Origin of the sequence: Sphingobium naphthae (genome assembly GCF_043589935.1) — a bacterium.
Classification (GTDB): Bacteria; Pseudomonadota; Alphaproteobacteria; order Sphingomonadales; family Sphingomonadaceae; genus Sphingobium; species Sphingobium naphthae_A.
Genome location: NZ_CP171454.1, coordinates 423,362 through 435,505, shown reverse-complemented (window position 1 = coordinate 435,505; position 12,144 = coordinate 423,362). Strand labels below are relative to the sequence as shown.

At 67.0% G+C, this 12,144-nt stretch carries 12 protein-coding genes; 8 read left to right on the top strand and 4 right to left on the bottom strand.

Features of this window, described 5'->3' with window-relative positions; genetic code table 11:
• Window positions 1-52 precede the first annotated feature (52 nt).
• Window positions 53-637 (top strand): nucleotidyltransferase family protein, encoded by a 585-nt coding sequence (locus ACGGKE_RS02090; RefSeq protein ID WP_394439678.1) that lies wholly within the window; start codon window positions 53-55, stop codon window positions 635-637.
• Here the strand turns inward: ACGGKE_RS02090 and ACGGKE_RS02085 are convergent, their stop codons facing one another.
• A complete protein-coding gene (locus ACGGKE_RS02085; RefSeq protein WP_394439675.1) occupies window positions 638-2,323 on the bottom strand; it encodes an MFS transporter in 1,686 nt (561 codons plus the stop codon). It lies immediately after the preceding gene.
• 34 nt (window positions 2,324-2,357) lie between these two features.
• Entirely contained in the window at window positions 2,358-3,095 is a 738-nt protein-coding gene (locus ACGGKE_RS02080; RefSeq protein ID WP_394439672.1) for a metallophosphoesterase family protein, read from the bottom strand.
• Between the two features lie 229 nt (window positions 3,096-3,324).
• Here ACGGKE_RS02080 and ACGGKE_RS02075 point away from each other — a divergent pair, with 229 nt between their 5' ends.
• The 5 genes from ACGGKE_RS02075 (at window position 3,325) to pgl (ending at window position 9,051) form a co-directional block, all read left to right on the top strand.
• Complete coding sequence (locus ACGGKE_RS02075; protein ID WP_394441685.1) at window positions 3,325-4,533, top strand: acetyl-CoA C-acetyltransferase; 1,209 nt, start codon at window positions 3,325-3,327, stop codon at window positions 4,531-4,533.
• 106 nt (window positions 4,534-4,639) lie between these two features.
• On the top strand, window positions 4,640-6,817 hold the full coding sequence (locus ACGGKE_RS02070; RefSeq protein WP_394439669.1) for a 3-hydroxyacyl-CoA dehydrogenase NAD-binding domain-containing protein: 2,178 nt from the start codon (window positions 4,640-4,642) through the stop codon (window positions 6,815-6,817).
• 67 nt (window positions 6,818-6,884) lie between these two features.
• Window positions 6,885-7,883: a UDP-glucose 4-epimerase GalE gene (gene galE, locus ACGGKE_RS02065; RefSeq protein WP_394439666.1), complete on the top strand. Its 999-nt coding sequence runs from the start codon at window positions 6,885-6,887 to the stop codon at window positions 7,881-7,883.
• Window positions 7,880-8,356 (top strand): YbaK/EbsC family protein, encoded by a 477-nt coding sequence (locus tag ACGGKE_RS02060; RefSeq protein WP_394439663.1) that lies wholly within the window; start codon window positions 7,880-7,882, stop codon window positions 8,354-8,356. The genes galE and ACGGKE_RS02060 overlap by 4 nt, the downstream gene beginning before the upstream one ends.
• 2 nt (window positions 8,357-8,358) lie before the next feature.
• The gene (pgl, locus tag ACGGKE_RS02055; RefSeq protein WP_394439660.1) at window positions 8,359-9,051 is read left to right on the top strand and encodes a 6-phosphogluconolactonase; all 693 of its coding nucleotides are present in this window, start codon (window positions 8,359-8,361) and stop codon (window positions 9,049-9,051) included.
• Between the two features lie 223 nt (window positions 9,052-9,274).
• Here the strand turns inward: pgl and ACGGKE_RS02050 are convergent, their stop codons facing one another.
• Window positions 9,275-9,538 (bottom strand): hypothetical protein, encoded by a 264-nt coding sequence (locus tag ACGGKE_RS02050; RefSeq protein WP_228167768.1) that lies wholly within the window; start codon window positions 9,536-9,538, stop codon window positions 9,275-9,277.
• A gap of 57 nt (window positions 9,539-9,595) precedes the next feature.
• Here ACGGKE_RS02050 and ACGGKE_RS02045 point away from each other — a divergent pair, with 57 nt between their 5' ends.
• A complete protein-coding gene (locus tag ACGGKE_RS02045; protein ID WP_394439655.1) occupies window positions 9,596-10,732 on the top strand; it encodes a pyridoxal phosphate-dependent aminotransferase in 1,137 nt (378 codons plus the stop codon).
• Window positions 10,733-11,004: 272 nt separating this feature from the next.
• Here the strand turns inward: ACGGKE_RS02045 and ACGGKE_RS02040 are convergent, their stop codons facing one another.
• Window positions 11,005-11,301: a chorismate mutase gene (locus ACGGKE_RS02040; RefSeq protein ID WP_394439652.1), complete on the bottom strand. Its 297-nt coding sequence runs from the start codon at window positions 11,299-11,301 to the stop codon at window positions 11,005-11,007.
• A 180-nt stretch (window positions 11,302-11,481) separates the two neighbouring features.
• Between ACGGKE_RS02040 and rpsD the strand changes: the two genes are divergently transcribed.
• The gene (gene rpsD / locus ACGGKE_RS02035) at window positions 11,482-12,096 is read left to right on the top strand and encodes a 30S ribosomal protein S4 (RefSeq protein WP_228167765.1); all 615 of its coding nucleotides are present in this window, start codon (window positions 11,482-11,484) and stop codon (window positions 12,094-12,096) included.
• Window positions 12,097-12,144 lie beyond the last annotated feature (48 nt).

Genomic DNA, 12,144 nt, shown 5'->3' with positions numbered 1-12,144 from the left:
GTGGCACATCGCCAGTCGGGAACGCCTTCATAAACGACATCTAGACAGAATTATGCGCACTGAACGTATCGCCGCCGTGCTGCTCGCCGCCGGCACATCCTCCCGCTTTGGCGAGGACGACAAGCTGATGGCGGAGCTGCGCGGCAAGCCGGTCGCGGCGCATGTGCTGGAAACCATCGCCTCCTTGGCCTTTGCCGAGCTGGTCGCGGTGACGCGGCCGATCGACTATGCGCCGGTGATCCATCGCAAGCTCGACCGCCGCGGCTACAGCATCATCGTCAACGACCGGCCCGAAGACGGCATGTCGGGCAGCATCGTGCGCGCGGTGCGCCACGTGATGCCCAACCAGAAGATCCGCGGCATCCTCATCTGCCTGGCCGACATGCCCGACGTGCCGCAGACTCATTATAACCATATCTGCATGGCGGCGGAGGACATACGCTCGGTGGTGGCCTCCACCGACGGCTTCTCCTCCTCCCCGCCCGCCTTCATCGGGCGCAAGCATTTCCCCGAATTGCTGGCGCTGCGCGGCGACCAGGGCGCGCGCGCGCTGCTGAGCCATGGGATGCAGATCGAAGCGCCCGGCGGCATCCTGCGCGACATCGACACGCCCGAGGATCTGGCGGCGACCAGCTGATCAGCTCGACCGGGTCGGGTCGATCCAGCCTTCGCCCATTTCCCGCGCGTCGGGCGACCGGCTGATCGGCAGCGATCCGGTCTGCCGCTCCAGCCGGCGATGCACGACCGGCGGCTCGGGGCGGTCGTGCAGGGCGTGGAGCGCATCGCTATTGGCGATGTCGGCGACGGTGCGCCGCTGATTATGGCGGATATAGTCGAGCCAGGTCGACACATGGTAGCGCTCGATCCACAGGTCGCTTTCGCCTAGGTCGCGCAGCAGCTGCCAGCCATGGGCGCCATCGCGCTTGCGGATGCGCCGCCGCTCGCTCATCGCCGCCAGGAAGGGGACGACCGATCCGGCGGGAATACGATATTCGATGGTGATGACGATGGGGCCGCTGCGCGGTTCGACATGCACGGCGGTGTCGGGCTCCTGCCAATCGCCGCGCGGGTCGAGATTGTCGTCGCCAATCTGGGGCAACGGCCGCCACAGGCCCAGCATCGCGGCGACGAACTGCGCGCCCGCCGCGGCATAGAGGCTGACGACCACGCCCTGATGCTCGGCCACCCAGCCGAACAGCCAGGCGCCGCCCGCCATGCCGCCAAAGGCGACCATCTGGTAAAGCGCGACCGCGCGGGCGACGACCCAGCGGGGCGCCGACATCTGCACCGACACGTTGAAGGTCGACAGCGCCAGCACCCAGCCAGCCCCTGCCATCATATAGCCTAGAATCGCGACGACGATGAAGCTGCTGACGCCGGTCAGCGCCGTGCCGAGCGCCAGGGTCAGCGCCGCGGTTCGCACGATCGCCTCGATCGAATAGCGGGCGCGCAGCCGGCGGCTCGACAGCGCGCCCAGCACCGCGCCCACGCCGAACGCGCCGCTGGTGACGCCGAAGGTCAGCGCCCCGCCGCCCAGCAGGTCGCGCGCAACCAGCGGCATCAGCGCCGACACCGCGCTCGCGCCAATGCCGAACGCGCCGGCGCGCAGCAGCACCAGCTTGATCTTGGGCGACATGGACACATAGCCAAGCCCCGCCAGCATCGCGACGCCCAGCCGCTCGCGCGGCAGCAGCTTGGGCGGCAGCTCGGGCCGCCAGCGCGCCAGCACCGCCAACAGCCCCAGATAGCTGATCGCATTGGTGAAGAAGGCCGCCGCCGCGCCCGCCGTCGCGACGATGATGCCACCCAGCGCCGGGCCCAGGCTGCGCGCCAGGTTGAACCCCATGCTGTTCATCGCCACCGCGCTCGGCAGGATCGCGCGCGGCACCATGTCGCCCACCGACGCCTGCCAGGCGGGGCCGTTGATCGCCGTGGCGCATCCCAGCAGGAAGGTGAAGCCGAGCAACAGCCAGGGCGTCATCCACCCGGCCCATGCGATCGCGGCCAGCAGCGCCGACACCAGCAGCATGAACCCCTGGCAGGCGATCATCACCTTGCGCCGTTCCAGATTGTCGGCCACCGCCCCGGCCCAGAGTGACAGCAGCATGATCGGCAGCGTCGTAGCAGCGGGCACCAGCGCGATCAGCAGGGGCGACGCCGACAGCGACGTCATCATCCACGCCGCGCCGACCGACTGGATCAGCCCGCCGAAATTGGACGCCAGGCTGGCGAGCCAGATGGCGCGAAAGACGGGGATGGAAAAGGGCGATGCGTTCTTGACGGTCGCAGGATCAGGCGTTGCGGTTTCGGACACCGGGCTCATGAAGCGCAAACCGGCGGCAACGTCAAACCGGCGATCACGCGGTCCGGCCCGAGCGCAGCGCGATCGCCCAATCCGGCCGGCCGCGCGCCTGCGCCGCGCGCGCCGCGCTTTCCCAGTCATAGTCGATCGCGATCATCTCCGCCGCCCAGCCCTCCGCCTGTTTCCGCACGATAGCGTAACGAGCCTGCGGGGATCCGGTTTCCACGCGGTGCGGCACGGGCTGGTCATCGGCATAGGCGGGCAGGCCGACGCTGCCTGGATTGACCACCAGACCGCCGCAGGGCCGGCGATGAATGCGCGGCACATGGGTATGGCCGCACAGGATCAGCGGCGCGGCCATGCCGCCGGCGCGCGCCTCGACTTCCGCGTCCGTCGCCGCGCGCAGCCCCTCCCCCTCGATCGTCTCCAGGAAATAGACGAGGTCGCTGCCCGGCGCGCCATGGACCATCAGCACATCGGGCTCCAGCCAGTGCTGCGCGGGCAGCGCAGCGATCCAGTCGCGATGCTGCGTCGTCAACTGTGAGGCGGCATAACGGTCCGACAAGCCCATGCGCTCGGGCGCCATGGTCAGCAGCTGGCGCTCATGATTGCCCGCGATCGTTGGCAGGTTCATCGCCATCAGCCGGTCCGCCGTTTCGCTGGGAAAGAGCGGGCCGGACAGAATGTCGCCCAGATTGACGATCCGCGTGACGCCGCGTGCCGCGATGTCCGCCAGCACGGCGTCGAGCGCGGCGATATTGCCATGGATATCGGACAGGATTGCGATGGTCATGGTTCTGATTGCCATGGAGAATCGCGCACGGATAGAGTTTAATCGGACAGCGAAATGGACAGGTGCGGCACTCGCCGCGCCCCCGTCGTCGGTGCCGCTACGGCATGGCGGCGGGGCGAGAGAGGCGGCATAAGGCACTTGCACTTTACGTAAACGTAAATACATTCACGGCCAGATCCTATCCATTTTGGCGACGCGCCGAGAGGACCCCCACGGAGAGGGAATGAACATGGAAGCCTATATTTACGACGCCGTTCGAACGCCCCGCGGCCGGGGCAAGGCCGATGGGTCGCTGCACGACATCACGCCGATCCAGCTGGCGACGCAGGTGCTGGAGGCGGTGCGCGACCGCAGCCAGATCGACACCGCCGATGTGGACGACGTGATCCTGGGCTGCGTCAGCCCTGTGGGCGAACAGGGCGCGGACATTGCCCGCGTCGCCGTGCTCAACGCCGATTATGCGCAGACCGTGCCGGGTGTTCAGATCAACCGTTTCTGCGCGTCGGGCCTTGAAGCGGTCAACATGGCGGCGGCGAAGGTGTTTTCGGGCGAAGCGATGTTCGCGATCGGCGGCGGCGTCGAATCGATGAGCCGCGTGCCGATGGCATCGGACGGCGGCGCCTGGGCGATGGACCCGGCCGTCGCCTACAAGACTTATTTCGCGCCCCAGGGCATCGGCGCGGACGTCATCGCCACCAAGTTCGGCATCAGCCGCGACGATGCCGACGCCTATGCGGTGGAAAGCCAGAAGCGCGCCAAGCGGGCCTGGGACGAAGGACGCTTCGCCAAGTCGATCGTGCCGGTGAAGGACGTAATCGGCCAGGTCGCGCTCGACCATGACGAACATATGCGCCCCGACGCGACGATGCAGTCGCTCGGCAGCCTCAAGCCCAGCTTCGCCGCGCTGGGCGAGGACATGCCCGGTTTCGACACCGTCGCCCTGCTGCGCTATCCCGAACTGGAAAAGGTCAACCATGTTCATCATGCCGGCAACAGCAGCGGCATCGTCGATGGCGCGGCGGCCGTGCTGGTCGGCAACAAGGATATGGGCGACAAATATGGCCTGAAGCCCCGCGCCCGGATCAAGGCGATGGCCTCGATCGGGTCGGAGCCGCTCATCATGCTGACCGGTCCCGAATTCGTCGCCGGCAAGCTGCTCGCCCGCGCGGGCATGAGCCAGAGCGACATCGACCTGTGGGAACTGAACGAAGCCTTCGCATCGGTGGTGCTGCGCTACATGCAGGCGATGGACCTCGACCATGACCGGATCAACGTCAATGGCGGCGCGATCGCGATGGGCCATCCGCTGGGCGCTACCGGCGCCATGGTGCTGGGCACCGCGCTCGACGAGCTGGAACGCTCCGGCAAGGGCACGGCGCTCGTCAACCTGTGCGTGGGCGCAGGGATGGGCACCGGCATCATCATTGAGCGTATCTGAACTTCCATGTCCCGTTCGGGCTGAGCCTGTCAAAGCCCCTTCCTTTTTCCAAGAAAGAAAAGCCCTTCGACAGGCTCGGGGCGAACGGAGAGTAAAGGTCAAAACAATGCAGACCATCAATTTCACCGTCGATGCCGACGGCATCGCCACCCTCACCATCGACGTGCCCGGCCAGTCGATGAACGTCATCGGCCCCGACTTCCTGGCGGACCTGGATGCCGCGATCACGCGCATCGGGTCGGAAGAGGGCATCAAGGGCGCGGTCATCGCGTCGGGCAAGGACAGCGGCTTCATGGCCGGCATGGACCTCAAATATTTCGGGTCGATGCTGGCGACGGGCAGCGGCGGACGTCCTGCCCCGGCCGATATTTTCGACAAGGTCTTCGTGCTCAACCAGCTGTTCCGCCGGCTGGAAACCAGCGGCAAGCCGATCGCCTGCGCGATCGAGGGCACATGCGTGGGCGGCGGCTTTGAACTGGCGCTCGCCTGCCATCGCCGCATCGTCGGGGACAGCCCCAAGACGCAGCTGGGCCTGCCCGAAATCCTGATCGGCCTCTTCCCCGGCGGCGGCGGGTCGCAACGCCTGCCGCGCATCATGGGCGTGCAGGCGTCGCTGATGTACATGCTGCAGGGCAAGATGTTCCGCCCGGCGGACGCCGCCATGATGAAGGTCGTCGACCAGGTCGTGCCGCAGGGCACGGCGGTCGATGCCGCGCGCGAGTGGGTGAAGGCCAATCCCAACGCCCATACCCAGCCCTGGGACGTCAAGGGCTTCAAGGTGCCCGGCGGCGCCGGCGGCTTCAACCCCGCCTTCGTCCAGACCATGGCGGGCGCGGTGCCGATGACGCTCAAGCAGACCCAGCGCAACATGAACGCGCCCATCGCCCTGCTGTCGGCGGTCTATGAAGGCATCACCCTGCCGATGGACCGCGCGATCAGAATCGAGAGCAAATATTTCGCCAAGGTCGCCGCCGACCCGCAGGCGTCGAACATGATCCGCACCCTGTTCGTCAACAAGCAGGCGGCCGAGCGCGGCGCGCGCCGTCCCAAGGATGAAGCCAAGGCGCCGACCCGGAAGCTCGCCATGCTGGGCGCGGGCATGATGGGGGCGGGCATCGCCACCGTCGCCGCGCAGGCCGGCATGGACGTGGTGCTGTTCGACCGCGACCAGGCCTATGCCGAAAAGGGCAAGGCGCATGTCGAGGACGTGCTCAAGAAGCGCTTGGGCCGCGGCATGACGCCCGAGAAGACGGCCGAGACGCTGGCCCGCGTGACCCCGACCACCGACTATGCCGACCTGGCCGGCGCCGACTTCGTGATCGAAGCGGTGTTCGAGGATGTGGGCATCAAGGCGGAAGTCACCAAGAAGGTGGAGGAAGTGCTGGGCGCCGACACCATCTTCGGCTCCAACACCTCGACCCTGCCGATCACCAAGCTCGCCAACGCCTGGTCCAAGCCCGAAAATTTCATCGGCGTCCATTTCTTCTCGCCGGTCGAGAAGATGCCGCTGGTCGAGATCATCCTGGGCGAAAAGACCGGCCCCGCCGCCATCGCCAAGGCCCTGGACTTCGTCGCGCAGATCAAAAAGACCCCGATCGTCGTGCATGACAGCCGCGGCTTCTACACCTCGCGCAGCTTCGGCACCTATGTGCAGGAAGGCGCGGAGCTGGTGGGCGAAGGCGTCAACCCCGCGCTCATCGAAAATGCGGGCAAGCAGCTTGGCATGCCGACCGGCCCGCTGGCCGTCAGCGACGAAGTGTCGATCGAGCTGGGCGTCAAGATCATGACCGCGGCGAAGAAGGAACTGGGCGACGCCTATGTCTCCCAGGGGTCCGACGACATCATGGTCAAGATGGTCGATGCCGGTCGCCTCGGCCGCAAGAATGGCAAGGGCTGGTATGATTATCCCGAGGGCGCGAAGAAGCATCTGTCGCCTTCGCTGGGCGAGATGTTCCCGCGCGCGGCCGATCAGCCCGAAGTGGAGGCGGTCAAGGAACGGCTGCTCTACCGCCAGCTCATCGAATGCGCCCGCTGCTTCGAGGAAGGCGTGCTGGAAACGCCCGAGGATGGCGACATCGGCGCGATCTTCGGCTGGGGCTTTGCGCCTTATACCGGCGGGCCGTTCAGCCATATGGACACGGTCGGCATCGCCCAGGTCGTCGCCACGCTCGACCGGCTGGCCGCCGCGCACGGGCCGCGCTTCGCCCCGACCCAGCAGCTGCGCGACATGGCGGCCAGCGGCGCGACCTTCTACCAGGCCGCGCCCGTGAAGGCGGCAGCGTGAAGCATCTGTAAATCTTAACGCCGTTTCGCTAGGTCTCCCCGGCAACAGTCGGGGAGACCTTTTCTTTATGAACGACAAGCCGACGGTTCTGGTCACGGGCGGCGCGGGCTATATCGGCAGCCATGCCGTGCTGGCGCTCAGGGATGCCGGCTATGGCGTCGTGGTGATCGACAATCTGGTCACCGGCTTCGACTGGGCGGTCCCCGGTGATGTGCCGCTGGTGCGCGGCGACATCGCCGACCAGCCGCTGGTGGAAGCCACGCTGCGCGATCATCGCGTCCGCGCGATCATGCATTTCGCCGGCTCGGTCGTGGTGCCGGAATCGGTCGAGAACCCGCTCAAATATTATCACAACAACAGCGCCAAGACTCGCGACCTCATCGAAAGCGCGGTGCGCGCGGGCGTGCCGCACTTCATCTTCTCCTCGACCGCCGCCACCTATGGCACGCCGGACGTGGAGGCGGTGCGGGAGGATACGCCCCAACGCCCGATCAACCCATATGGCATGTCGAAGCTGATGACCGAGCATATGCTGCGCGACGTCGCGGCGGCGCATCCGATGAACTTCTGCGCGCTGCGCTATTTCAACGTCGCGGGCGCCGATCCGCAGGGGCGCACCGGCCAGTCCACCGCCGGCGCCACCCACCTCATCAAGGTCGCGGTCGAAGCGGCGCTGGGCAAGCGGGAGAGCGTCAGCATCTTCGGCGACGATTTCGACACGCCCGACGGCACCGGCGTGCGCGACTATATCCATGTCACCGATCTTGCCGCCGCGCATCTCCTCGCCCTCGAAGCGCTGATGGCGCAGCCGGCGCGCAGCCATTTGCTCAACTGCGGCTACGGCCGGGGCTTTTCCGTGCTGGAGGTGCTGGACGCGGTCGACCGCGCGACCAACAATCCGATCCGCCGCGTGATGACCGGCCGCCGCGCGGGCGATCCGGGCAAGCTGATCTCGGACAACAGCGCCATCCTCCAGACCTTTCCGTGGCAGCCGCGCTACGCCGATCTCGACCAAATCGTCGCCCATGCCCTTGCTTGGGAACGTAAACTCGGGGACCGCGCATGAGCGAGGCGAGCGTCCGCGCCTTCTTCGCGGCCCACGCCCCCGACGTCACGATCATCGACCAGGGCGTCAGCACCGCCACCGTGGTCGAGGCCGCCCAGGCGCTGGGCGTCGCCCCCGCGCGGATCGCCAAGACCCTGTCGCTGCGCGTGGGCGATCGGGTCGTGCTGGTCTGCGCCCGGGGCGACGCGCGGCTCTCCAATGGCAAGGCCAAGGCCGCGCTGGGCGCCAAGCCGCGCATGCTGGGCGCGCAGGAGGTGGAGACGCTAACCGGCCATCCGGTGGGCGGCGTCTGTTCCTTCGGCCTCGCTTCCCCGCTGCCCGTCTATTGCGACGTCTCGCTCAGGGATTTCGCCACCGTCTTCCCGGCGGCAGGATCGCGCACGGCGTCGGTCGAACTGACGCCCGACCGACTGACGACCTTGACCGGAGCGACCTGGGTGGACATCTGCACCCTTGCCGACACAGCGGAGTGACCATGCCGACCGAACATATTTTCGCCACCGGAGCCGAGGCCGCCAGCGACATCGCGGCGCGCATCGCCACCATCCTGTCCGACGCCATCGCGGCGCGCGGCGTCGCGACCATTGCCGTGTCGGGCGGGCGCTCGCCGCGCCCGGTGCTGGAGGCGCTCTCGAAAGTGCCGCTCGACTGGACCCGGCTGATCGTCACTCTGGTCGACGAACGCTGGGTCGAGCCGGTGAGCGCCGACAGCAATGAGCGGCTGGTGCGCGAAACGCTGCTGCAGGGCCCGGCCGCCGCGGCGCGCTTCGTATCGATGAAGACGCATGCGGCGGACGCCTATGCCGGTCAGCCGGACGTCGAAGCCGCCTTCGCCGCCCTGCCCTGGCCGCTCGACATCATCCTGCTGGGCATGGGCGATGACGGCCACACCGCCTCGCTCTTTCCGGAAGGCGCCGAACTGGCCGAGGGCCTGCGCAGCGACGCGCTGACCATCGCCGCCACCCCGCCCGCCGCGCCCCACCAGCGCCTGTCGCTCACCGCAAACGCGATCCTCCAGAGCCGCCACATTTTCCTGCAGATCGCAGGCCCAGCCAAGAAAGCCGTCTACGACCGCGCACTGGCGGGCGGACCAGTCGAGGAACTCCCGATCCGCTTGGCCCTCTGCCAGCAGGACGTGCCCGTTGAAGTTTGGATCGCGCAAAGCTGAGTCCCGCCTCCCCTTCAAGGGGCGGTAGCAAGATCGCCCCACTCTCCCATCCTCCCCTGTAAGGGGAGGTGGCGCGCGCGCAGCGCGTGACGGAGGGGTGTCACCCTCGCGATAGCGGAACACCCCTCCACCGGCTACGCCGGTCCCCCTCCCCTTCCAGGGGAGGATGATGTTCCCTCTCCCGCTACGCCGTCCCACCCCTTCCCGGGCAGGATGATGCGCCTCACTCCTTGGGATCGTGCTTCGAGATCAGATAGCGCCACACCCCGGTGGCGTTGATGAACAGCAGCGCGACATTCTGCCAGCCAATGCCTTCGCTATTCTCATCGAGAAACCCCCAGGCGATGAGCGCGATCGACGAGGTCACGAACAGGACGAAGGCCCATCCGGTCACGCGGCGACCCAGGTTGAGGGAGACGATGAGCGCCGCGAGCGTCGCCGCCCCCGCGCCATAATATTGGAGGGCGGTCAGGATGGTCTGGTTCATGGGGTGCTGAACGCCGCCTACTCGACATGGTTGCCGCGTCCCTCTACGCACGCGGCCATGATTGCCGCGATCGATCCCTTCCACGCCATCGCCATCAGCCGGGAAGCGCACGCCCTGGAGGAACAGGGCCGGTCGATCCTGCACATGGAATTCGGCCAGCCATCGACCGGGGCGCCGGCCGACGCGATTGCGGTGGCGCATCGGGTGCTGGACACCGAACCCATGGGCTATTGGGAAAGCACGGCCCTCAAGCAGCGGATCGCGCGCCATTATGCCGATCGCCACGGCGTGGCGGTGGACGCGGAACAGGTGCTGCTGACCTGCGGCGCGTCGCCGGGGCTGGTGCTGGCGCTGACCAGCCTGTTCGCGCCGGGCGCGCGCGTGGCGACGGCGCGGCCTGGCTATGTCGCCTATCGCAACACGCTCAAGGCCCTGTATCTCGACCCGGTGGAAATCGCCTGCGGTCCGGCCGAGCGTTTCCAGATCAGCGCTGATGCGCTGGCGCGGATCGATCCCGCGCCCGACGGCCTGATCCTCGCCAGTCCCGCCAATCCGACGGGCACGATCATCCCGCCAGCGGAACTGGCGCGGATCGCCGCCCTGTGCCAGGAACGCGGCATCCGCATCATTTCCGACGAAATCTATCACGGCCTCAGCTTCGGCGAACCCGCCCATTCGATGCTGGAATATGCGGCCGACGCGGTGATCGTGAATAGCTTTTCCAAATATTACAGCATGGCGGGATGGCGGCTGGGCTGGATCGTGGTGCCGCCGCAGCTGATCGAGACGGCGCGCGCGCGCATGGGCAATCTGTTCCTGACCCCGCCCGTATTGGCGCAGCGCGCCGGCCTCGCCGCGTTCGACTGCACCGACGAGCTGGAGGGCCATGTCGCCAGCTATCGGCGCAATCGGCAATTGCTGCTCGACGCGCTGCCGGCGCTGGGCCTCGCGCAGATCGCACCGCCCGATGGCGCCTTCTACATCTATGCCGACATCAGCCATCTGACCAACGACAGCCTGGACTTCTGCCAGCGGCTGCTGCGCGAAACGGGCGTGGCCACCGCGCCGGGCATTGATTTCGATCCGGTCGACGGGCACCGCTTCATTCGCTTCAGCTTCGCGGTGTCGACCGACCGGGTCGAGGACGCGATCGCGCGCATGGTGCCCTGGTTCCAGGCGCAGCCCCGGCGCTAGCGCCCATGACAGGCGCGCTGGTCGCCCGCGCACCCTGTCCTACAGCGGCGGGATCATGCTAGGGTAGCGCCCAGCTCTTTTTCACCGTCCGTCCTGAAGACCGCGATTGCGCGCGGCGCTCGCCCTTGGCCCGTGCGGCTCAGTTCGCAAAAAATCTCCTATTGCGAAATCCACGCCCAAGGTCCGTTTCGACGCGCATGCGTGGGCTCACGACGGTGTGAACTTCGCAAGCGGCCGAGCCTTTGCAAAGTGCCGGGAGACGGCCGCTTCGCTTATCCGCGCCTGCGGTCGAACTCGGCCATTTCATAGGCGATGGACGCTTCGACCAGCTGCTCCCACAGCTCGGCGACCACATCGGCCGGCGCGCCCAGCCGCTCCGCCTGCGCGCGGACATTGGCGATGACCTGCGCCTTGCGGGCTTCGTCGCGCACCGCGCCGCGATCGGGCTTGATCCGCGCCGCCGCGCGCATATGGGCGAAACGCAGGTCGAGCAGCGCGACAAGTTGCCGGTCGATCTCATCGACGCCGGCGCGCACCTGCGCCATGCTGGTATAGCTGTCGGGGTCCATGCGGCGCAGGCTTAAGCCGCCCGCCCTGCCCTGTCGAGGGCTTGACAGGCCCGCCCCTTGACGGCATAGGCGCCGCTTCGCGATTGGCCCTGCACCCCGGTGAAGCGGTGGCCCTGTCCCTGAAACACGGAACACAGGCGATACCGGACGAACGTTGTTAGCATATCGAAGGAAAGACTTATGTCGAAGCGCTCCAGCGCCAAGTACAAGCTCGACCGCCGGATGGGCGAGAATATCTGGGGTCGTCCCAAGAGCCCGGTCAACAAGCGGGAATATGGCCCCGGCCAGCATGGCCAGCGCCGCAAGGGCAAGATGTCCGACTTTGGCATTCAGCTGCGCGCCAAGCAGAAGCTGAAGGGTTATTACGGCGACATCACCGAAAAGCAGTTCAAGAAGAATTATGTCGAAGCCGCCCGCATGAAGGGCGACACCGGCCAGAATCTGATCGGCCTGCTGGAGCGTCGCCTGGACGCGCTCGTCTATCGCGCCAAGTTCGCGCCCACCATCTGGTCGGCCCGTCAGCTCGTGTCGCACGGCCACATCTATGTGAACGGCGTCAAGTGCAACATCGCGTCGCGTCTGGTGAAGCCGGGCGACGAGATCACCCTGGGCAAGAAGGCGCAGGAAATGGCGCTGGTCCTCGAAGCTCAGAGCCTGCCCGAGCGTGACATCCCCGACTATGTCGCCCCCGACGGCGCCACCAAGGTCACCTATGTCCGCGTGCCCACGCTGGACGAAGTGCCCTATCCGGTGAAGATGGAACCCAATCTGGTCGTCGAATTCTATTCGCGCTAAGTCTCCGGACAGACCAAGGAAAAAGGGCGGCCCCGCAAGGAGCCGCCC

Bases quoted from the DNA above. Each gene is read 5' to 3' on its own strand.
- ACGGKE_RS02090 (WP_394439678.1), top strand. From the start codon at position 53: ATGCGCACTGAACGTATCGCCGCCGTGCTGCTCGCCGCCGGCACATCC.
- ACGGKE_RS02085 (WP_394439675.1), bottom strand. From the start codon at position 2,323: ATGAGCCCGGTGTCCGAAACCGCAACGCCTGATCCTGCGACCGTCAAG.
- ACGGKE_RS02080 (WP_394439672.1), bottom strand. From the start codon at position 3,095: ATGACCATCGCAATCCTGTCCGATATCCATGGCAATATCGCCGCGCTC.
- ACGGKE_RS02075 (WP_394441685.1), top strand. From the start codon at position 3,325: ATGGAAGCCTATATTTACGACGCCGTTCGAACGCCCCGCGGCCGGGGC.
- ACGGKE_RS02070 (WP_394439669.1), top strand. From the start codon at position 4,640: ATGCAGACCATCAATTTCACCGTCGATGCCGACGGCATCGCCACCCTC.
- galE (WP_394439666.1), top strand. From the start codon at position 6,885: ATGAACGACAAGCCGACGGTTCTGGTCACGGGCGGCGCGGGCTATATC.
- ACGGKE_RS02060 (WP_394439663.1), top strand. From the start codon at position 7,880: ATGAGCGAGGCGAGCGTCCGCGCCTTCTTCGCGGCCCACGCCCCCGAC.
- pgl (WP_394439660.1), top strand. From the start codon at position 8,359: ATGCCGACCGAACATATTTTCGCCACCGGAGCCGAGGCCGCCAGCGAC.
- ACGGKE_RS02050 (WP_228167768.1), bottom strand. From the start codon at position 9,538: ATGAACCAGACCATCCTGACCGCCCTCCAATATTATGGCGCGGGGGCG.
- ACGGKE_RS02045 (WP_394439655.1), top strand. From the start codon at position 9,596: ATGATTGCCGCGATCGATCCCTTCCACGCCATCGCCATCAGCCGGGAA.
- ACGGKE_RS02040 (WP_394439652.1), bottom strand. From the start codon at position 11,301: ATGGACCCCGACAGCTATACCAGCATGGCGCAGGTGCGCGCCGGCGTC.
- rpsD (WP_228167765.1), top strand. From the start codon at position 11,482: ATGTCGAAGCGCTCCAGCGCCAAGTACAAGCTCGACCGCCGGATGGGC.